This is a genomic window from Pseudomonas sp. Ant30-3 (genome assembly GCF_000690905.1).
Classification (GTDB): Bacteria; Pseudomonadota; Gammaproteobacteria; order Pseudomonadales; family Pseudomonadaceae; genus Aquipseudomonas.
Map to the genome: position 1 here is coordinate 1 of NZ_JMCL01000028.1, position 20,544 is coordinate 20,544.

Annotated in this window: 16 protein-coding genes; 6 read left to right on the forward strand and 10 right to left on the reverse strand. The window is 59.0% G+C overall.

Translation table 11 applies throughout. The features are described from left to right. Positions 1-143: 143 nt before the first annotated feature. Positions 144-1,007 carry a universal stress protein gene (locus DU29_RS0107255; RefSeq protein ID WP_028621144.1) on the reverse strand — a complete coding sequence of 288 codons (864 nt, stop codon included), beginning with the start codon at positions 1,005-1,007 and terminating at the stop codon, positions 144-146. 157 nt (positions 1,008-1,164) lie between these two features. Between DU29_RS0107255 and DU29_RS0107260 the strand changes: the two genes are divergently transcribed. Beyond that, complete coding sequence (locus tag DU29_RS0107260) at positions 1,165-1,779, forward strand: tRNA-(ms[2]io[6]A)-hydroxylase (RefSeq protein WP_028621145.1); 615 nt, start codon at positions 1,165-1,167, stop codon at positions 1,777-1,779. 12 nt (positions 1,780-1,791) lie between these two features. On the opposite strand, the gene DU29_RS0107265 is transcribed toward DU29_RS0107260, so the two are convergent. The 6 genes from DU29_RS0107265 to DU29_RS0107290 all read right to left on the reverse strand — a co-directional run bounded on the left by DU29_RS0107265 (position 1,792) and on the right by DU29_RS0107290 (position 6,492). Continuing rightward, entirely contained in the window at positions 1,792-2,196 is a 405-nt protein-coding gene (locus DU29_RS0107265) for a PaaI family thioesterase (RefSeq protein ID WP_028621146.1), read from the reverse strand. A gap of 174 nt (positions 2,197-2,370) precedes the next feature. Further along, entirely contained in the window at positions 2,371-2,859 is a 489-nt protein-coding gene (locus tag DU29_RS0107270) for a GFA family protein (RefSeq protein WP_028621147.1), read from the reverse strand. 163 nt (positions 2,860-3,022) lie between these two features. Further along, the gene (locus tag DU29_RS0107275) at positions 3,023-3,643 is read right to left on the reverse strand and encodes a DNA-3-methyladenine glycosylase family protein (protein WP_028621148.1); all 621 of its coding nucleotides are present in this window, start codon (positions 3,641-3,643) and stop codon (positions 3,023-3,025) included. Positions 3,644-3,682: 39 nt separating this feature from the next. After that, complete coding sequence (locus DU29_RS01000000129565; RefSeq protein WP_050483084.1) at positions 3,683-4,804, reverse strand: bifunctional transcriptional activator/DNA repair enzyme AdaA; 1,122 nt, start codon at positions 4,802-4,804, stop codon at positions 3,683-3,685. Positions 4,805-4,883: 79 nt separating this feature from the next. Further along, positions 4,884-5,504, reverse strand: a complete 621-nt coding sequence (locus DU29_RS0107285) for a LysE family translocator (protein WP_028621149.1) — start codon at positions 5,502-5,504, stop codon at positions 4,884-4,886. A 91-nt stretch (positions 5,505-5,595) separates the two neighbouring features. Further along, complete coding sequence (locus DU29_RS0107290; RefSeq protein ID WP_028621150.1) at positions 5,596-6,492, reverse strand: DMT family transporter; 897 nt, start codon at positions 6,490-6,492, stop codon at positions 5,596-5,598. A gap of 100 nt (positions 6,493-6,592) precedes the next feature. Here DU29_RS0107290 and DU29_RS0107295 point away from each other — a divergent pair, with 100 nt between their 5' ends. Both DU29_RS0107295 and DU29_RS0107300 read left to right on the forward strand, forming a co-directional pair. After that, entirely contained in the window at positions 6,593-7,924 is a 1,332-nt protein-coding gene (locus DU29_RS0107295; RefSeq protein ID WP_028621151.1) for an aminotransferase-like domain-containing protein, read from the forward strand. Between the two features lie 180 nt (positions 7,925-8,104). After that, entirely contained in the window at positions 8,105-8,692 is a 588-nt protein-coding gene (locus DU29_RS0107300; protein WP_028621152.1) for a LysE family translocator, read from the forward strand. A gap of 18 nt (positions 8,693-8,710) precedes the next feature. Here DU29_RS0107300 and DU29_RS01000000129570 read toward each other — a convergent pair whose 3' ends face one another. Continuing rightward, complete coding sequence (locus DU29_RS01000000129570) at positions 8,711-12,367, reverse strand: hypothetical protein (protein ID WP_152635523.1); 3,657 nt, start codon at positions 12,365-12,367, stop codon at positions 8,711-8,713. Positions 12,368-12,562: 195 nt separating this feature from the next. Then, positions 12,563-13,396: an AraC family transcriptional regulator gene (locus tag DU29_RS0107310; RefSeq protein WP_028621153.1), complete on the reverse strand. Its 834-nt coding sequence runs from the start codon at positions 13,394-13,396 to the stop codon at positions 12,563-12,565. Between the two features lie 316 nt (positions 13,397-13,712). Between DU29_RS0107310 and DU29_RS0107315 the strand changes: the two genes are divergently transcribed. From DU29_RS0107315 to DU29_RS0107325, 3 genes are read left to right on the forward strand one after another with little or no spacing between them, the layout of a single operon-like run. Continuing rightward, entirely contained in the window at positions 13,713-14,168 is a 456-nt protein-coding gene (locus tag DU29_RS0107315; RefSeq protein ID WP_028621154.1) for a (2Fe-2S)-binding protein, read from the forward strand. Between the two features lie 18 nt (positions 14,169-14,186). Beyond that, positions 14,187-16,355 carry a xanthine dehydrogenase family protein molybdopterin-binding subunit gene (locus tag DU29_RS0107320; RefSeq protein ID WP_028621155.1) on the forward strand — a complete coding sequence of 723 codons (2,169 nt, stop codon included), beginning with the start codon at positions 14,187-14,189 and terminating at the stop codon, positions 16,353-16,355. A gap of 1 nt (position 16,356) precedes the next feature. Beyond that, the gene (locus DU29_RS0107325) at positions 16,357-16,935 is read left to right on the forward strand and encodes a hypothetical protein (RefSeq protein ID WP_028621156.1); all 579 of its coding nucleotides are present in this window, start codon (positions 16,357-16,359) and stop codon (positions 16,933-16,935) included. Positions 16,936-17,139: 204 nt separating this feature from the next. Here DU29_RS0107325 and DU29_RS1000000132795 read toward each other — a convergent pair whose 3' ends face one another. Continuing rightward, entirely contained in the window at positions 17,140-20,532 is a 3,393-nt protein-coding gene (locus tag DU29_RS1000000132795) for a hypothetical protein (RefSeq protein ID WP_028621157.1), read from the reverse strand. Positions 20,533-20,544 lie beyond the last annotated feature (12 nt).

The window sequence follows — 20,544 nt, forward strand, 5'->3', positions numbered from 1 at the left end:
GGCGAGGGAGCTTGCTCCCGCTGGGCCGCGAAGCGGCTCTCATGGATCAACACAAGCTGTCAGGCATATTGTATTGATCGAAGCGGCGACCGCTGCGTAGTCGAGCGGGAGCAAGCTCCCTCGCCACAAACGCTCGGCACCTTTCAATGCTGCGCCACAATCTCCTCCAGATGATCCATGATCGTGTCCGGTTTCAACACCAGCACATCACTCTCCAGCGCATCCAGCACCACTTCCGCCGTATTACCAATCAACGCCCCGGACAATCCGGACCGCGCCACGGTGCCAATGACCGTCACCGCCGCCCCCAACTTGTGCGCGGTGAAGGGGATCAACACATCCGCCGGCCCTTCGGCGATGTGCAAGTGATCATCATCAATGTCGAATTCCGCCTGAAACGCCTTACACTCCTCGCGATAGCGGGCGGCGATGGTCTCACTGAGCTGCAGGGTCGGATCGGTTGCCGACAGCATCGGTGAAGGATGCGCACTGATCACGTGCAGGTGCGCTTTGGCCAGGCTGGCGATGTCATAGCCGTGATCAATAATCGTCGCATGCAGCGTGCGGTGTTCTCCGTCAATATTGCCGACATCAATGGCCGCCAGAATCACACCCCCCGTCCACGGCCTGGATGTCTTGACCAGCAATACCGGCGTCGGGCAAGAGCGCAGCAGTTTCCAGTCGGCCGGGGTCAGCAAGGCTTTTTTCAGCGATGAATCGGGAAAATGCTGCTTGACCACCAGCCCGCAGCCTTCGGCTTGCTGCACATCGACGATGGTTTCATGCAGGCTTTCATTCCAGGCTTGCTCGGTGGTGACGCTGTAACCATCCTCCTGCAGCCCGGCCTTCAGCACGCTGAGCATCGCGCCGTGATCATGCTTGCGGTCGCAGACCAACAGATGCAGATGGGCCTGAGTGACACCGGCAATCAATTTGGCCCGTTTAAGTGCCAGGCTTTCCGAATGTTCAGGTTCAATGACCACCAGAATGCTGCGAATGGCTTGCATGGTCGGGATCTCCAGGAAGAAAAAATGCGGCGTTGCACAACTATAGTTGCTGGGCGCGCATCCGGGACTTGATGCATATCAACGGTCGCGGCTGGTGGTCTGGCGACAGGCCGGTATAATCGCCGCCCTCCGTATCAGACCTTTTGCCGTGAGCGCCATGATCCTTCCCGAAATCCACGAGTTCCTCGGCTGCCGTACCCCGGATGGCTGGGTTCAGGCCGCCTTGGCCGATCAGGAAACCTTGCTGATTGACCACAAGAACTGCGAATTCAAGGCCGCCAGCACCGCGTTGAGCCTGATTGCCAAGTACCACGGCCACGTTGATCTGATCAATCTGATGTCGCGTCTGGCCCGGGAAGAACTGGTGCACCACGAGCAGGTCATGCGCCTGATGAAAAAGCGCAAGGTCGAACTGCGCCAGTTGTCTGCCGGGCGTTACGCCTCGGGCCTGCGCAAAGTGGTGCGCAGCCACGAACCGGTGAAACTGGTGGATACGCTGGTGGTCGGTGCCTTCATCGAAGCGCGCAGTTGCGAACGTTTCGAGGCCTTGGTGCCGCATCTGGATGAAGAACTCGGCAAGTTCTACTTCGGCCTGCTGAAAAGTGAAGCCCGGCATTTCCAGGGTTACCTGAAACTGGCCTACCAGTACGGTGACGCCAAGGACATCGCTCAGGTAATCGACAAAGTCCGCGCCGCTGAACAGGATCTGATCGAATCGCCGGACGTGGAATTTCGCTTTCACAGTGGCGTGCCGATGGCTGCGGCAGCTTAACCGACCGGGCCCTCAGCCTGCGTCTACTGGCACCAAAATCGCATCCCCGGTGGCCACCAGTTTCAGTTGGTCACCGGTTTGCGCGAACAGCTCGGCGCGGGCAAATACTTGTTTCTTGCCTGCCTTCACCACGTGCCCTCGTGCAACGAATACTTCGCCGACGGCCGGGGCGAGACAATTGACTGAAAAATGTGAAGCCAACACATTACCGGCTACCGTCCCCGCCGCGAAACCACAGGCGGTATCGAGTAGCGCGCCGATCAGGCCGGCGTGCAAAAAACCTGCATATTGCGCCATGTCGGCGGGACGAAAAACCAGGCTCAGTTCGACTTCGCCACGCTCGGCCTGAGTGACGTCAAAACCTGCCCAACGATTGAAGGCTGAAGTTGAGTTGATCTGTTTGAGTGTGTCGAGCATATCGAATCCCTCCGGTTGAGGTATCAACATGCGCCCAAGATCGCAGGAAGTCGTTATCGATCAGGGAGAGTGATGGGCCGCGGGGATTTTCGTGAATGCCGGTTGATCAGCGCAGGGTGTGGCCGGCCAACGTGCATCCGGCCACCAGACTGCATCCAGTTGAGAGTTATTGCTTCAACGCTCCAGACCCAGCCGTTGATGCCAGTCGGCAATGGACTCATCCGGCCAGCGATCACACTGTTGATCACCGCGTTGCACATGAACGTCCACCCACGGCGCATTCGAGCCGAGCATCACATGTGTGTGTTGCGGCGGCAGCGGCAGCGCCGTATCGATGGCCGAGGCGAACGGGTGAATCAGCTCAGGCCACTCGGGGCTGAACACCCACAATCCCGAAGCGCACACCGAACAGAAATGCCGTTCGGCAGTGCTGCGGTGGGCGCGTTTGTCGCCATCATCCTTGAGCCGCGCATGGTAGATCGAGATGTGTTTGCGGCCGCGCACCTTCATGCTGGTCGCATCGCCAGCGATGTTGATCGCATAACCACCCCCGCCCTGGGTTTTGCGGCAGATCGAGCAGTAGCAGGGCTGGTAAGGGTAGGGGTGGGCGCTGGTCAGGCTGAATGAAACGGCGCCGCAGTGGCAGGAGCCTTCGAGATGCATGGGGACCTCGGCCGGGATGAGGGGTTGGGTTTAGCCTAGTAGATAGGCGGCGGAGGTGCCGACGTCATCGCGAGCAAGCTTGCTACTACACGTTCGCGGGGGGCTGATCTTGGTACGACTGAACCTTAGGAGCCGGCTTGCCGGCGATGAACGAAACCGCGTTCTACCGCGCCGGCACCCGCCACAAATACCAAGCGGCCACCGTCCGATAAGGGCTCCACGCCAATCCGGTCTCGATCATCTGCTTTCTGCCCGGCTGATTTTCCAGCCCCTTCAAACGCCGAAAACCCTCGCGCACGCCGAAATCATCCGCCGGCAGGATGTCCGGGCGCTCCAGGCTGTAGATCAGCAACATCTCCACGGTCCAGCGACCGACGCCGCGCAGGCTGGTCAGTCGCTCGATTAACGCCTCATCAGCCATGGCCAGCGCCGTCGGGTAATCCGGTACCACGCCGTCGAGGGTTGCCTGAGCGATACCTTGAATGGTCGCAATCTTGCTCGCGGAAAACCCGCAGCCACGCAGTTGCTCAAATCCGCTGGCGAGAATCTGTTCCGGTCGCGGAAAAGGATGCGCAGGAAACAGCGCCACCAGTCGCCCGATAATCGCATCACCAGCCTTGGCGTGCAGTTGCTGATACGCAATGGCTCGCACCAGCGACTCATAGGGATCGCGAGCCGGATGCGGTTGATGCAGGCACGGGCCAATGGCGGCGATGTGGCGACGCCAGTCGTCGTCGATGCTCGACAGGAATTCACTGGCAGACAAATACGGATTTACGGACAAGCCATACTCCTGACGTAAGTGTGGAATTTGCAAGCACGCTCAGAACAAGTCTCCCGTGGGAGCAAAGCTTGCTCGCGAAGGCGTTTTAACTGCCTGCCCAATCTGCACCGCAGCCTTCTCAAGCCTGAGTAAAAACGCCTTGCGCGGTTGTCCACCACCATAACCCGTCAGCGAACCATCCGCACCGATCACCCGGTGGCAGGGCACGACGATCGACACCCGGTTATGCCCATTGGCCAGGCCGACAGCACGACTGGCACCCGGCTTGCCCAATGTCGCGGCGATGGCGCCGTAGGTGCTGGTCTGCCCGTAAGGAATCCTCGCCAGCTGCGCCCAGACTTGCTGCGCGAAGTCGCTGCCTGGCAGGTGCAGGGCGACCTTGAATTCACTGAGTTTGCCGGCGAAATACTGCGCCAGCTCTGTCTCTATCTGGCGCAAGTGCTCGTTGTGACCGGGTGCCACCGCGTAACCGTAGCGCTGTTGCAGCGCTTCGACTTCACGCGTGAGTGCCGGCCGATCGAGGAACTCCAGCAACACTAAACCGCGCCGTTCGGCCATGGCGATCATCGGCCCCAGCGGCGTGGTGAGTCGGCTAAACAGCAACGGCTCGCTGCTGGCGGCGCGACCGGGAGTGATGTGGAAGGATTTCTGAAACGCATCGCGAAAACCACTCAAGGATTCATAACCGGAATCGAACGCCGCGTGGTCAATCGAATGGCCCTGTTTTATCCCGCCCAGCGCCATGCCGAGGCGTCGGGTACGCAGCCAGGCGTGGAAGGTCATGCCGAAATGCTGCTTGAACCAGCGCCGAAGTTTCAGCGGCTCGACGCCTTCGGCGAGCAACTGCGCATCGCTCCAGCGCACCTCGGGATCGGCATCCACTGCGCTTAGCAGGGTCTGCACCCAGTCCGGCGCAATGGCCGCAGCATCCAGCGGTTTGCAGCGCAGGCAGGCGCGATAACCGGCTGACAGGCAGTCATCGGCATGGGCGAAGAACTCGACATTTTCCGGCTTGGGCTTGCGCGCCGTGCAACTGGGACGACAGAAGATGCCCGTGGTTTTCACCGCCGTAAAGAACACCCCCTCGTAGGCGGTGTCCCGTTCGAGCATGGCGCGAATCATCTCGGCGTGTGGCGGCAGTGCAGCGTTTTGTAGGTTCATGGATTGAGCATAAGTCGCGTTGCCGGAGTGCTCCACCGGAAAATCGACAGGCAATTTTCTTCGCGGGCAAGCAAGGCATTCAAGCACGGCGGGCGAGCAGCAACATCGACGCCGCCGCTGAGAGCAGACCCGCGCAGCAGCGGTTGAAGATCCGTTTGCCCCGAGGCTTGGCGAACCAGCGGCGCATGTGCAGGCCCATGTAGGCGTAGGCACCTATGGCAATCCATTCCAGCACCAGGAACAGTGCGCCCAGCACGGCAAATTGCGGCGCCACTGCCTGATTCGGATCGACGAACTGCGGCAGAAACGCAGTGAAAATGAGGATGGCTTTCGGATTGCCCGCAGCGACCAAAAACTCCTGTCGAGCCAGCGTCATCAATCCCGCCGGCGCGCCCGGAATGCTGGCGTCAGTGCCGGTATCCGCGCGCCACAATTGCCAGGCGAGATAAAACAGGTACGCCGCGCCGCCAATCTTGATCCCATAGAACAGCAATTCCGAGGTCTGTAACACCACTGCTAATCCCGCAGACGCGAGAGCGATCATGCCAGCAAATGCCAGCAGGCGGCCCATCCCCGCGATGCACGCGATGCGATAGCCGTAGCGGGTCGAGTTGCTGACCGATAACAGGTTGTTCGGGCCGGGCGCCATGTTCAGGGCGAAACAGGCCGGGAGGAAAAAACTGAGGGTGGCGAGGTCCATGATCGGCTCCAATGACGCGAGCATGATTTTTACCACAGCCGCCTTGCTGTTCGACCCATACAGTGGAAAACGTCAAGCGCGGTACAGTCGATTACCTGGCGAATTTCTTCGCGCCTGCCACACACAGAATCACCGCCAGCGTCACCACCAGCATCCCCATGCTCACTGGCTCGTGCAGCAATGTGGCCGCCAGCGCCAGACCGAAGAAGGGCTGCAGCAACTGCAGTTGGCCGACCGCGGCGATCCCGCCTTGCGCCAGGCCGCGATACCAGAACACGAACCCGATCAGCATGCTGAACAGTGAGACGTACCCCAGACTCAGCCACGCTGGCGTGCTGATTCCGCTGAACGACGTCGGCGTGAGCACAGCGGTGAGTATCGCCATTACCGGCAGCGACAGAACCAGCGCCCAGCAAATCACCTGCCAGCCGCCGAGTGTTCTGGACAGCTTTGCGCCCTCGGCGTAACCGAGCCCGCACGCCAGGATAGCCAACAGCATCAGAATGTCGCCGGCAGGTGAGGCCGTCATGCCTTGCGACAGGGCATAACCGCACACCAGCAGACTGCCCAGAATCGAAAATACCCAGAACACCGGGCGAGGTCGCTCGCCGCCGCGCAAAACGCCGAACGCGGCGGTTGCCAGAGGCAGCAGGCCGACGAAGACGATCGAGTGCGCGGAGGTTACGTACTGCAGCGCCAGCGCGGTCAGCAGTGGAAAGCCAACCACCACGCCGAGCGCGACAATCAGCAGCGGTAGCCATTGATCGCGGGCAGGGCGCCGCTCCTTGAACAGCCCCAACAGACACAGCGCCAGAACGCCGGCAATGGTTGCCCGCGCGACGGTGAGAAACACCGGATCGAACTCCAGCACCGCCACCCGCGTGGCCGGGAGCGAACCACTGAAGATCAGCACCCCGATCAAGCCGTTGATCCAGCCGCTGGAGGTCTTTTCGCGGGTCTGGTTATCCAGGTGGGATGCTCGTTCCATGGCGCGCTCACTTGAGGGAGATTGATAGGCGGGTTGCCTTGGGCGCATCGTATGACCGATTATCAAGACAATCAAAAAATTGTCATGGATACATCTCGACATGCCGCGCTCCCGTTACAAATCGCTGGTTGATGTGTACGCCGCCGACATCCGGTCTGGGCGACTGGCGCCTGGTACTCGTCTGCCCACTCACCGGGAACTGGCCGCCAAGGAAAAGTTGGCCCTTGTCACCGCCAGCCGCGTGTATGCCGAGCTGGAAGCCATGGGACTGGTCAGCGGTGAAGCCGGGCGGGGCACCTTTGTGCGCGAAACGTTGCTGCTGCCCAATCACGGCGTCGACCAGCCCGATGTGGCGGCAGGCGTTCTCGACCTCAATTTCAATTACCCTTCACTGCCGGGGCAGGCTGACCTGCTGCGCCATGGCTTGCGTCAACTCGCGCTGTCCGGCGACCTTGAAGCGCACTTGCGCTATCAGCCCCACGCCGGGCGTCCGCATGAGCGAATGTCAGTCGCCAATCATCTGCGCACACGCGGTTTGCAGGTGCAGGCCGAGCAGGTGCTGATCGTCAGCGGCGCGCAACATGGCTTGGCCGTGACGATGATGGCGTTGCTCAAACCGGGTGATGTGGTGGCGGCAGACGCATTGACCTATTCGGGGTTCAAAGTGCTGGCGCAAGCGCTGCATCTGGAGCTCGTGCCTATCCCGGCCAGCGACACCGGGCCTGATCTCGATGCGCTTGAAAGCCTTTGTCGGCGTCGACCGGTGCGGGCCGTTTACAGCATGCCGACGCTGCACAATCCGCTCGGCTGGGTGCAAAGTGCCGTGTGGCGAGATCGACTGGTCTCGATCGCCCGCCAGCACGACTTGTTGATCATCGAGGACGGCGCATACGCGTTTCTTGCCGAGGACCCGCCACCTCCGCTGGCGCAGTTGGCACCGGAGCGGACGGTATACGTGTCCGGGTTATCGAAGAATGTCGCCACGGGGTTGCGCGTTGGCTTCGTCGCTGCGCCAATAGACCGCGTGCCGGCACTGGAGCGCACGATCCGCGCCACCACCTGGAACACGCCCGGCGTCATGACCGCGATTGCCTGCGCCTGGCTCGACGATGGCACCGTGCACACACTGGAGGCGCAAAAGCGTGCCGATGCGCACGCTCGGCAAGCGCTCGCCAGGGAGGTATTGACGGGGTTGCACTACGTCAGTCATCCGGCTTCGTATTTTTTATGGCTGCCTTTGGGCGAAGACGCTCGAGCCGACCAGATCGCTGTGGCGCTGATGCAGGAGCATGTAGCCGTTTCTACGGCTGAGCCGTTCTCTACCGCAGCCAATGTCCCGCATGCGATCCGGTTGGCGTTGGGGTCCGTGGATATGGCTTCGTTGCGCAAGGCGTTGAGAGCGGTGAAGCGGATCGTCGGGGCATATGGCTAAGGCTGATCACCGTCCGGCGAAGCCGGTTTCAATGGGTTATCACCGGCCAACCGGTAGACCGCCGACGCAGCCTTCGGCAGCTGCTACGAATTATCGGAGTGTTGGGGAGTTTTGTTCAATACCCGCGCCGGACAGGTCACTACATTGGGGCCTTGTTCAACGCAATAAAGCGGGTGTGTGATGAGTGTAATGGTGTCGATGGCGGCGTTTGCGTTGGTGGCGTCGATTACGCCAGGGCCGGTGAATATAGTCGCGTTGAGTTCTGGCGCGCAGTACGGGTTTCGTGCCAGTCAGCGACACGTGGCAGGGGCGACTCTGGGTTTTGTTGCGCTGCTGGTGTTGATGGGGCTGGGTCTGCACGAGGTATTGGCAATGTGGCCGGCCTTGACCAAAGTGGTGAAGGTGGCGGGTGTCGCTTTTCTGCTGTTCATGGCCTGGAAACTGGCGGCGCACAACGGTGAGCTGGAAAGCAAGCAGGCCAGTACAGCGCCCTCGATGCTCCACGGCGCCGTCATGCAATGGCTCAACCCGAAAGCCTGGCTGGCATGCGTCGCCGGCATGGGCGCGTTCGTCGCGGATGGTGACACGCGACTGGTGTGGCAGTTTGCGGCGGTGTACCTGGTGATCTGTTATCTGTCGGTCGCGTGCTGGGCTTATGCCGGGACATTCCTCAGGGAGTACTTGACCAATGCCCGTCACCTGCGCTGGTTCAACCGGTTGATGGCGTTGTTGTTGGCCCTCAGCGCCGGGTATCTGGTTTTATCCTGATCCCGGCGCTGACGGCGGTCAGCTCAAACCGCTCAAAAGATTTTCTGTCGCCCGGTCCAGTGCGTTGAAACGGCCTTTTCTCAGCTCCGTAATCGCATAGGCAGCGCGGGCGAGTCGGCCATTGCCGTCGGAGAACGCGTGATAGCCGAGGAAAGAGCCGATCAGGTGTTTGCCGAAGTGCTCGTGCCCGGCATCAACTCCGGCCAGGTGCTTCTCCAGCATCGCGGCGCCGGTGATATTCGATGGGTAGCGAACTTCCGCGCGAGGGCTGCGGTAACTGTCTGTTGCCTGCGGGGCCAGCCGGCGATGCAGTTCTTTGTAGGTTGCCGGGTCGGTCAGGGCCCTGTTGCTCGCGCTGAACTCCTGAAGCACAGCGCGAATGGCTGCCGATTCGTTCTGCGAGTTCGATGCGCTGAGAATCCACGCCGTTGCGCGATCCGTATTCTCGGTCATGCCTGCGGAGTTGAAGCGGATTTCATCAGCGATGCCGTGATAAGGCATTTTGCCCAGATCCCTGGTGAGCAAGTCCGTTTGGTGCGCCCGCATGGCCGTCAGGTTGTTGTATTCCACCTTCATGGTGCTGCTTAGTACATCAGCCAATTCTGTGGCCTCAGGAAACTGGCGCAGATTGTCCAGGTAATAAGTCTGCGCGTGTCGGCGTATGAGTTGCTCCACGACTGTGGGATCGACGACGTTGCCCAGTTGCCGGGCGCTGTCCGACTTGAGCGCAATATCGGCCAATGAGTTCTGCATCAAATGCTCGATCTCGCGTTCGGGAATATTTTTGAGCAGTGTTTTGTCAGGCGCATAGAGATGTTTCAGCACGTCTTCGGCGGTGCTGATGCGATCATTTTTGAACAGCGCTCGACCGTGCTGGACCGCGTCGAGTGACATGCGCAGTTCCGGCGCCGAGCCGGAATGTTTGACGGCCTTGAGCAAGTCGTAACTGTTAGCGCCGGTCAGCCGCAGCAGGTGCGTACGAGCGAGGTCCGGCAGTGAAGTTGCGTGCAACTTCGCCAGGCGCCGGCCGACCAGTTTCGCACCGCCCTTCAGCAGACTCGGCACACCGTCCAGTGGGTTGAACAGTGCAATCACGGTGTGCGCTGCAACCCGTGAAGCCGCGAATAGTTTTGCGGCCAAAGTGGCACCTTTGGTCACCGCCGCCACCACTTTGAAAGGCGCAGCGACAAGAGACAGTGCAATCAATGCGGCTTCGGTAATGCAGCCACCGATGGCTTTTTTTTGTCGCGACTCTACACCGGAGGAGAGCTCTTCAATGCACTCCTTAAAGGGAATGAGCAAGTTGAGGATCACGGTGAATACCTTGGCGATAATCTCGAGCTCCTTTTCTCGATCAGTTTGATCCAGGCCGATCTGGCTCAGCTCTTCTCTGGTCAGGAATGGATTCTCTCGAGCAATCAAGTCTGCGATGGCGCTCACTCGTCCAGACTGAAAGGTACGCACTGGCGAGGCGAAGTTTGATGTCTCGTCTGACGCATCGAAGTTGCCGATTTTAGTGAACACCACCGATGCAGTCATATTCGTGCGAGGGAGGAGATTTGCCGTATAAGCAAGCATGTCGACAGGTACATCATGAATCAGTTTTTGCTCAACCAGTGATCCTGTGGAGTGCAGCAACCGAAAGGTGAATTGCTCGTCAAAGGCTGCATTGAAACGTGCAGTCATCTGCAACGGGAAGAGCTCATAGCAGCGAATCCACGACCCTTTCACAGCACACATTACGACGCCATAGCGACCCGGATTTGCGACTTTCCTGTCGGGTACGATGGGGCGCATGACTGGATTGGCCAGCGACGCCAGACTGAACACCGTGTCAAGGTAAGCGTCGGGCCGGTCTTCGGTGAGCTGATAGATCGCCAGCCGCGATGTCTCGAGGAATGCCCGCTCGCTTTCGTCCATATGCGCCAAAGCATGTTTGATGTTTGTCGACAGTGCAGTGGTCAATTTGTCGTGATGCGCCTGGATGGCTTGCCCATATAACCCGTCGGCGGGAGTCAAATGCTTCAGTGCAGGGAACTGCTGATAAACATCTATTCCTTGAGTCCGGCCCCAGGTGGCCTTGGCAAGTTCCCCGCTCATATACAAATCGAGGATCGATACGCTGGGTTGAGTCCAGCCTTCATTACCGTGAAACTTGGCCAGCAACTCTGCAGGATTGCAGCCAGGCACCTGACGAGTCAGTTGCGCCAATGCGATGGCCCTGCGGCTGGGAATCGGTGTGTCGGCGTCGCTGATTGCCTGGGTCAACGCCGCTACATACCCATCGTATTGTTCGATGGCGTCACTGACGGCTGCCTCACTCAGGTTACCGTCCGCGTCGGCTGCGATCAGCCCATTCATCAACGCCCATGTGACCACCGGATCAAGCGCGCCGGCCGCCTGTAGCGGCTCAAGCTGGGGCACCAGACCGGGAATGAGGGTGAACCCGATGAGATGCTCATAGCTCATCGCTCGTGATACGCCGGGCGTGATGCTCTCCACCAGGTTTACCGCTTGGCAAAGGATCACCCAGGCCGGTGTGCCGACAGTTATCTCCGGCGGCAGATCGCGCACCAGGAACTGCGGTGCCATCCCCGCCAGCACCCAATGTGCTACGACCGGCGCAATGACTGGCTGTAGCTGGAATGTGTCGGCAAGGTGTTGCTCCAGTTCAAGTCGAACGGCTTCAGGATTGCGCAGCAGGAAGCGTTTTGCATACAAATCGAATCCGGCGAAAGCGGTATTGGCATTGTCGAGTTCCGGGTCGAGTTCCAGCAGCATCGCGGCGATCAATAGCTGATCGATGAAGGCTTGGGAAGGTTGTTCGGCGTTGCCGTCGGTAAACCAGCCCAAGGCATTAAGGTAGGGCTGCGCCGATGTCGATGCCCTGCGGGCGAACGACAGCAGCCTCTGCATCCGATAGTCGAGGCTGGTCGGGAGCTTCCCGGTGACTTCCCAAGCAACATTGACGCCGAACTTGAAAAGCAGAGACGGCGCATCGTCTCGCAGTAACCGGGAGTGCTCAGTCAGGATTGACCGAGTGTTGTCGGTTAGATTGAAAGGTGATTCATCGGGTGTGTCGAGAAGTTGCCAATAGTTGTCCAGCGCCGGGCCAGCAGGCAGACCGGCGAAGCCCAAAACATCTATCAACTGTTGCAATTGCGCTTTGTTCGAGGGTACTGACAGCCCGTGAAAGCGTAGCCATTGCCCAATTGTAATGCGACCGTTGGAACTGATCGACCCTCCGCTAAGTTTGGCCATATCGGCGAGTAGCTGCAGATCGGCTGTCATCTCCTGCACAGCGTTCTTAACGGCCGACGCCATACCGATTCTTCTGCTGAAACTGTTGATCCCGGTCGAAGAAGGGCTGCCGGAATCGTCTGAGTCGGTTTCCACTTCGAACGCCAGCAGCGTTGCTACTTCCGGCACGAGGTAGTAATTGCCGGTTTTCGCTGCTGGAAGTTCGGCTGTCAGCCGTGCCAGACAAGTCGATCCCGCCCGCTGCGCCTGATCGAGGCTGGAGCCGGCCACGGCGTTGCCGCCCATACTGTCCAGTGTATGAGCCAGATTGTGCAGAAGCGATTCGTTATTCATTACGTGGATGAGCGCGTTTCGGATTTCTACTAGTTGCTGTTCATTCTCAGAGTTTATCTTTATGCCAGGTATAGTTTGCATTTGAAAACATCCATGTTTTTTTGGTGAGTGCGTGTAAAGTTCGCGTTCATCTTTTTTGATAGTGCGCAGAGTAGTGAAAGTTCGCGGGGAGGGTTTAAGTTGTGTGTGTCGGTTTGTTAGTTTTCAGGATTGGCAGGGTATCAATGTATGTCGCGCAGATTTAAATCGCGAAGTTGCCTCGATTGTTTAGATGGCTTAACGCTGATACTGCCCCGGCGTCGCCGCCAAGTGCTGTTTGAACACTCGCTGGAAGTGTGCCTGATCGGAAAAACCGGCTTCCAGGGCGACATCGGCTATCAATTTGCCTCGACGCAATTGTTCCTGGGCGAACTGAATGCGTCGGTTGATCAGAAACGCGTGAGGCGTCATACCGAAATGCTGTTTGAAGGCGCGTATCAGATACGACGGCGACAGTTGCGCCGCCTCGCAGATATCTTCGAGCTTGAGCATCTGCGTGCAGTTTTCACGAATGTATTCGGCTGCGCGTTCCAGCCTGGAATTGGCTTCGCGCAGCGGTTGCTCGCCGGGGTTGAGGCATTGCTGCACCTCGGTGAAATATTCCACCGCTGCGCTGTGTTTGCAGAGGATGTCCTGGTCGGTGTCGGTCAGCACCGTGTACAGATTTTTCAATCCATCAAAAAGGCTTCGATCGGTAGTGTGAGTCACGGCAAACCGGCGAAACGCCTGGTCCTGGCTGAACCCGAGCTGGTGCTGCAAGTCACTGAGCCACGGCGTTTCCACATACAGCATCACGTATGACCAGGGCTGATAGTCGATCGGATTGCAGGCGTGCACGTCGCCTGGATTCATCAATACGACGGTGCCGGTGCTGACCTCACAGTCCATTTGCTCATGCATATACGTGCTGCGCCCGGCCGTGATTGCTCCGATGGAAAAGTGCGCATGGGAATGCCGGGTGTAACAGACTTCGCGGCCGTCGGCGATGGCACGGGCTTCGATGAAGGGCAGGGCGTCGTCGCGCCAGAAGCGGGGCGCTGTGTCGGCATTTTTTCCAGATAGATGCTTCATCAGTACAGCTCTCGGCGGGCTTGCTCGGGAGTGTATTCCCCACGATCAGCACCGACAAATTCGCTGATCGGAAAAATCCCGACAGCATCCGCCTTAAGCCTCGGGTTCCAGCGCAGCATCCCGTTCTGTAGCAGCAGCCTCGCGGAGCTCGGCAGCTGCTACGGGGGGAGTGTGCGATTTGAAGGTGACCGGTGGTCGATGAACCGGTCTTGCCCGGGATTTTGCGCTTAGCTGTAGGGATAACCCGAGGCGCGCGTAGGCGGTTGATCGTCACAGCGACGCCCTTCAGAACACCTTGCGTCTGAGGAACTTCGCAATGCTGACCCTCAACATCAATGGCCAGGACCAGGAACTGGATGTCGCGGCGGACATGCCGCTGCTCTGGGTACTGCGCGATGTTGCGCACCTCACCGGGACTAAGTTCGGGTGCGGGATGGCGCAGTGCGGCGCCTGCACCGTGCATGTCGACGGTGCGCCATTGCGCGCGTGCATCACGCCCGCCACAGCGGTCGCCCATGGACAGAAAATCCTCACCATCGAAGGCCTGTCCGTCGATTGTTCGCATCCGGTGCAGCAAGCCTGGGCTGAACTTGATGTGGTCCAGTGTGGCTACTGTCAGTCCGGGCAGATCATGTCGGCGGCCGCGTTGCTGGCGAAGATTCCCAAACCGACCGACAGCGACATCGATCAGGCACTCTCCGGCAACATTTGCCGCTGCGGCACCTATCCACGCATTCGTGCAGCGATCAAACGCGCCGCCGACATCGGTTGATAACGCAGAGGCTCAGCGATGAACAGCATCAATCCGTTATCTCGCCGTGGCTTTCTCAAGGGCAGCGCGCTGCTCGGCGGTGGCCTGGTCGTCGCGTTTGTGTTGCCCGGCGCGCACCGGTTTGCCAGGGGGGCCGAAAATCAGGGCGACGTGTTCGCTCCGAATGCGTTCTTGCGGATCGGCAACGACAACAGCGTCACCGTGCTGCTGGGCCACTCGGAAATGGGTCAGGGCATCTGGACCGGCCTGACCATGCTGATCGCCGAGGAGCTCGATGCCGATTGGTCGAAGATCCGCGTCGAACATTCTCCCGCCTCGGCAGCAGACTATGGCATGGCCGGATTTGGCGGGATGCAGATTACTGGCGGCTCGACGTCCACGTGGATGGAATTCGATCGTTACCGGCAGGCCGGTGCGGCCGCGCGCCTGATGTTGATCGACGCTGCCGCCAAGCGTTTCAATGTGGCAGCGTCGAGCGTGCGCACCGAGTCGGGGGTGGTCATCGCCGGCGAACAGCGCGCCACCTATGGCGAGTTGGCGGATGACGCCGGCAAGCTGCCGGTTCCGGATCCGGCGTCGATCACCTTGAAGGAGGCCAAGGACTGGAAGCTCATTGGCAAGCCCACCAAGCGCCTGGACACCCCTGAGAAAATTACCGGTCGGGCCAAATTCGGTATCGACGTGCAATTTGACGGGCTGATGACCGCCCTGGTCGCCCGCTCGCCGGTGCTCGGCGGCACCGTCAAATCATTCGAAGGGGCTGATGCGTTGTCGATTCCGGGCGTGCACAAAGTTGTGCAAGTGCCGACCGGTGTGGCGGTGATCGCCGACCATTACTGGGCCGCGAAGCTGGGCCGCGATGCGCTGAAAATAGACTGGGACCAGGGCGCCAATGCCGGGCTCGACAGCCAGAACCTGCTGGAGAGCTTTCGCAAACTGGCAAGCACCGCCGGGACTTCTGCCAGTAAGGCCGGCGATGTCGACCAGGCTTTGGGCAAAGCCGCTAAATCCGTCGACGTCGAATACAGCGTGCCATACCTGGCCCATGCGCCGATGGAACCGCTCAATTGCACGGTGAAAATAACCCAGAACAAATGCGAGATATGGACCGGCACGCAATTTCAAACGCTTGACCAGATGATCGCCGGCAAGATCACCGGGCTCAAACCCGAACAGGTCGAGATTCATACCGAGTTCCTCGGCGGCGGCTTTGGCCGTCGCGCCAACCCGACTTCAGACTTCGTCGCCGAGGCGGTGGAGGTGGCGAAGGCGGCCGGCGTGCCGGTCAAAACCGTGTGGGCGCGCGAGGACGATATCCGCGGTGGCTATTACCGCTCGGCTTTCCTGCATCAGGCCCGCGTCGGCCTGGATGCGAGCGGGGTACCGATTGCCTGGAAGCATGTGCTGGTCGGGCAATCAATCATGGCCGGCACCATGCTGGAGGCCAGTATGGTCAAGGACGGTGTCGACAAAACGTCGGTCGAAGGCGTGGCCGACAGCCCCTATGTGGTGAAACTGGCTAACCATCAAGTCGACCTGCACTCGCCGAACACCGGGATCACGGTATTGTGGCTGCGCTCGGTCGGGCACACCCACACCGCGTTTGTCATGGAATCGCTGATCGATGAACTGGCCGAAGCGGCTGGCAAGGACCCCGTGGAGTATCGACGGACGTTGCTCAAGGAGCATCCGCGGCATCTGGGCGTGCTCAACCTCGCCGTGGAAAAAGCCAGCTGGCAGACGCCTTTACCCGATGGCCATGCGCTCGGTGTCGCGGTGCACGAATCGTTTGGCAGTTACGTGGCGCAGGTCGCCGAAGTGTCTCAGGAAAATCTGGGTATTCGTGTGCACCGGGTGGTGTGCGCGGTGGACTGCGGCATCGCGGTCAACCCGCTGAGCATTGCTGCGCAAATGGAGTCGGCCATCGCCTTCGGCCTCGGATTTACCTTGCACAGCAAACTGACGTTCAAGGACGGGCAGGTAGAACAATCCAATTACCATGACTACCAAGTGTTGCGGCTAAGCGAAATGCCGCGGGTCGAGGTGCATATTGTCGAAAGCAGCGACAAACCTGGCGGCGTCGGTGAGGCTGGCGTGCCACCGACAGCGCCGGCGGTGGCCAACGCGGTTTTCGCGCTGACCGGACAGCGTCTGCGCGAATTGCCCTTGCAACTGTCGGGGGTCTGAAATGAAACGGCATCTTGTACTTGGCGCAGTGGTCATGGTCGGTCTGACCACTTACGCGACCGATTTGTTTGCGGATGACAAGGCTGCAGTCAAGGCTTTCGAGACCGTGCAAAAAGTCTTGCAGAGTCCGCGTTGCCAGAACTGTCACATTCCCGGGGATTCGCCGCTGCAGTTCGATGAAGGCATTCACCATGCAATGAACGTGGTGCGTGGTCTGGATGGCAAAGGCGCGGCCGGTTTGCCTTGCACGACGTGCCATGCCGAAAGCAATCCGCCAGCCACTTACGGCCCCCATACACCGCCCGGCGCCCCCCATTGGAGCCTGCCACCGGCGGCGCACAAAATGGCCTGGATCGGTCTGCCGGCCGACAAGCTCTGCGCGATGATCAAGGACCGCTCCGAGAATGGCGACCGTGATTTTGCCGCCATGCTCAAACACGTCAGCGAGGACAAACTGGTGCTGTGGGGCTGGAACCCGGGCGAGGGCAGGGCACCGGTGCCAGTGCCGCACGACATTTTCGTCGCACAGTTCAAACTCTGGGCCGACGCCGGTGGCCCGTGCCCGGTGGCGGGCATCTGATTGCAATGATGTTGAAACTTCGTCGGCTTGCTGGCGATGGCGATGTTGAAGACGCCATCGCTGGCAAACCAGGCTCCTACAGGGTTGAGGGCATGTTCCCGAGCGTCGAGACGACGTACACACCCGTAGGAGCCGGCTTGCTGGCGATGGCGATTCCGAAGACGCCATCGCTGGCATGCCAGGCCCCTACAGGGTTAGCGGACGCTACACTCCGGGCGGCGTCAGCGAGCGGAAAAATTCCTGCCACGTTGCATGACTGTTCGCCACATCCTCAATCTTGATAGCACCCTGGGCACGACGTACGGCCGAAGGCTCAAAAGCATCAAAGAGTTGCTTCACCGCCGTTGCGGCGATTGCATTGATTCGCGCCGATGTGAACGTCGCTGGAATCGCCTGATGGGCATCTTCCGTCAGCGGCGTCCCCTCAATGTGCAGCTGCTTGACAATGCCGCGACAGCTAGCCAGTGCTTCAGGCTTTGCCCCCTTCAGGTAGGCCTCGGCATCAAAAGGCAATTGACGCGGCACATCGCTGTTGGTCGCAGGCACCAATATCGAATGGTCGATATCCCGGCGCAGACGGACCGTTCCATCACGCATAAAAATTTCATAGATACGAGGAAAACTGCCGGAGCACGACAAAATCATCGCAAATGGGCCGTTCAGTATGTCCTCCCCTGAGAGGCTGATCCTGCCTGACGGCACAGGATGAAGGGCGAACAGTTCGAATCGGTTCCACTCCAGATCGAGTCGTTGCATGATCGGCAGTTGGCTGAAATGCTCTTTGATCAGCGCTGCAAATGCGCTTTTCATTAGTTTCAGCCGGGCTTCAAGTGCCTTTGCAAACTCGCCAGACACAGGTTTGAGACGCGCAAATGCCGACGTCATTTCCGACAGCTTCACGTGCAACACGGTCGACTCCCAACCCTTCATGTCAGGTTTGAGTTCGTTGGCCATGTGCAGTTCGACCAGCGAGAATTTGTTCTGCGGGGTTTGCAGATCAGTTGATGGATCTGCGGATCGAAGGACGCTATCCGAGTTCGAGCGCAACATTTTGCTCTCAAGAAAAACGTTGTCCTTGAACACCCGCCTCAGGTCGGCAAGGGCCACCGTATACGGCGTTTCAACCTGCGCATAAAAGCCTTTATTCAAGTCATGGAACAGCTGCAGACAATGCGCATCGAAAGCACTGGCGGCCTTTTTCATTCGCGCCTCTTCGCTGCCAGCAGTGACCAGCCCAGTAGCTGATCGCTCTTCGATCAAGCCTCTGCTGATCGCCCAGTCCAAGGGGAGTTTCGCCGGCACTTCTTGCGTGCGGAAAGTCTGTACGGCGGACACAACGGGAAGTTCAGACAACGCCACCAATTCGGCATAAGTCATCAGGCGAGACATACCCGGCATGCCTTCCTCGATGAAAAGCACCACTTGCTTGAGTTTGACCCATGCATAGGAACTCATATAACGAAGGGCTTCGGGAATATCCCTGATCAGAAACTCGGGGGCGATACCGGACAACAACAAATGCGTGGCCAACGGCTTATGTTTGACAAACCTCAGAGCGAACTGGCCATCAATGTATCGGCGAACGTCACTGTAGGATTCACCCCAGAAAAAACTGTCATTAAGTTTTTGATCGATGACCGTGTCCGAGCGCTGACCGGCACGGGGGTCGAAGCTCAGCAGCAGCGCAGTCAATACCAAGCGGTCTCGGTTAAGAGCTCGAGATTCTGTAGCGTTCCCATTATCCGGAAACAGGTTGAGCAAGAGTTGATTGCCCAACTCATGCGCGCGAGCGGAGATCAATATCTGGCTGATCAGGAAATCCGCTTTGATGCCAAGTATCGCTGGAGTCGATTCGGAAATAACCCCTTCGCACAGATAATCAAGCAACGGCACTTCAACCTGTGCGAGAAAAACCGTGGTTGTATCAATCACGATTTTGCGCTGCGCATCGGTCAATTTACCCAGTTCGCCAGGCTTGCCGAGCAGATGCCAGTGATCCATAAAGCCTGGCCGCAAGAGCTGCATGGGTTTGAGCCACTGCGCGATGATTCGCGCTGAAGCCGCTTTCACCGGTTGCAAAATCCTGTAGGCACGAAGCATTTCGGCGAGGCTGACCTGACCATTGGTACGCAGGGATCCGCCAACCCGTTCGGCCACAGGTCGTAACCGATCCCTTGCGGCTTTCAATGCACTGTCTGCCTCTACATCTTCGGTAGGTTCTGCCCACTTTTCATTTTTACCAGGTGCGCCAACGTGCCCACCGGTGGTCAGCAGAAGCCTGCTATCGGCGGCCAGTCCCTTGCTTTTCAACAAGCGCTGAAAGTCAGCGCGAGACCTGAAATCCAACAGTTGCTGCTTGCCGGCGTCGATGTTTACGCCAAGCGGTGATCTCGGATCTGGCTTACTGAATTCCGCTAGACTGATCGGATCCTGATCTTCCCATTTGTTGCTCAGAGCCTCCAGTCGTCTGCTGATGTGGCGGTAATCCTCCACTTGCCCGAATGCGAGGGTGAAGCTGCGGACCGGGCCTCTGCTCTGGATGAATTCACTGACGTAAGGCAAGTCGGACCAAGTGTGCTTGCGCAAGCGGCTTACCAGCGCTTCTACGCCAGAGGCTTCAGCAGAGACACTGAGCCCGTAACACTCCATCACCTGATCAAGACGCAGTTTTTTATCGCTTGAAATGATGGTGTCGGTCTTCCCGGCAAGCTGTATGAGCAGCGTCAAGGCTTCGGCCGGTAAACCGGTGATGAACAATCGCTGCGCACGTTCGACGACGGAACCATCGCTCAAGGTGAAGAAAAATTTCTGCACCTGAGCAGAGTAATCACAGGTTATATGGGGAGAGGAGAGATTCGCCAGTTCCAGAAATTCCCCAGTTTCGATCAACGCTTGCAAGGCTGTAGCGCCCGCCTCAAGCGTCGATGCCAATAGCGAACTGGACATGAGGCTCACGCGCTTTCGGCCGAGCTCGGTCGCGTTGAATGGGGTTTCTTCGAGCTCAAGCGTTTCGAGCGCGAGCTCCAGCTCCTGCGCGATGGTGAGGTAATCCTGTTGTTGCGATGTTCGCTCGCTGACCAGTGCGGATGTCGTGTGGCCGGTGTCCCCGATGGGGGCGAATCCGCTGTCCTTCAGTTCCGCTGCAATGACCTTGGCCTGCAATCGGTTTTCGGGTTCGGGGTAACCATAAAACGCCAGGACAATTCGGCGGGGAAATGCGTGAAGCGGATTCTTGGATTTGCCGCCCACATGCGGCAGCCCGTGCCCGGCAGGATCAATTTTCTGCGCAATGGCCTGAATGATCGGCGCAACTTTCCACCATCCGGATGCGTCTTCCAGCGTGAATACCTGGGTGACGTGCACTCCGTCCCTCAGCGTTGAAGCCTCCAGGGTGTCGCCCTTGATGTTGAAGGTGTCGAAGTCGATGTCGTAAGTGCTGGCCCAGTCGAGAAATTCCGTGCGCTCGAGTGCTGCCCAGTAAATTTCGATCCAGTCATGCAGCAGACTGTCCCGAGGAATGGTGAGCGTGCGCGGCGGGTTGGCGTCCTGAATGGCGACGGGGACCGCCGATAGCTCGGCGGTTATCGCGTCGATCATTGCTTGGTTGTG

Bases quoted from the DNA above. Each gene is read 5' to 3' on its own strand.
- DU29_RS1000000132795 (WP_028621157.1), bottom strand. From the start codon at position 20,532: ATGATCGACGCGATAACCGCCGAGCTATCGGCGGTCCCCGTCGCCATT.
- DU29_RS0107255 (WP_028621144.1), bottom strand. From the start codon at position 1,007: ATGCAAGCCATTCGCAGCATTCTGGTGGTCATTGAACCTGAACATTCG.
- DU29_RS0107295 (WP_028621151.1), top strand. From the start codon at position 6,593: ATGCCGCGCTCCCGTTACAAATCGCTGGTTGATGTGTACGCCGCCGAC.
- DU29_RS0107310 (WP_028621153.1), bottom strand. From the start codon at position 13,396: ATGAAGCATCTATCTGGAAAAAATGCCGACACAGCGCCCCGCTTCTGG.
- DU29_RS0107325 (WP_028621156.1), top strand. From the start codon at position 16,357: ATGAAACGGCATCTTGTACTTGGCGCAGTGGTCATGGTCGGTCTGACC.
- DU29_RS0107270 (WP_028621147.1), bottom strand. From the start codon at position 2,859: ATGCATCTCGAAGGCTCCTGCCACTGCGGCGCCGTTTCATTCAGCCTG.
- DU29_RS0107290 (WP_028621150.1), bottom strand. From the start codon at position 6,492: ATGGAACGAGCATCCCACCTGGATAACCAGACCCGCGAAAAGACCTCC.
- DU29_RS0107300 (WP_028621152.1), top strand. From the start codon at position 8,105: ATGAGTGTAATGGTGTCGATGGCGGCGTTTGCGTTGGTGGCGTCGATT.
- DU29_RS0107320 (WP_028621155.1), top strand. From the start codon at position 14,187: ATGAACAGCATCAATCCGTTATCTCGCCGTGGCTTTCTCAAGGGCAGC.
- DU29_RS01000000129570 (WP_152635523.1), bottom strand. From the start codon at position 12,367: ATGCAAACTATACCTGGCATAAAGATAAACTCTGAGAATGAACAGCAA.
- DU29_RS0107265 (WP_028621146.1), bottom strand. From the start codon at position 2,196: ATGCTCGACACACTCAAACAGATCAACTCAACTTCAGCCTTCAATCGT.
- DU29_RS0107285 (WP_028621149.1), bottom strand. From the start codon at position 5,504: ATGGACCTCGCCACCCTCAGTTTTTTCCTCCCGGCCTGTTTCGCCCTG.
- DU29_RS0107315 (WP_028621154.1), top strand. From the start codon at position 13,713: ATGCTGACCCTCAACATCAATGGCCAGGACCAGGAACTGGATGTCGCG.
- DU29_RS01000000129565 (WP_050483084.1), bottom strand. From the start codon at position 4,804: ATGAACCTACAAAACGCTGCACTGCCGCCACACGCCGAGATGATTCGC.
- DU29_RS0107260 (WP_028621145.1), top strand. From the start codon at position 1,165: ATGATCCTTCCCGAAATCCACGAGTTCCTCGGCTGCCGTACCCCGGAT.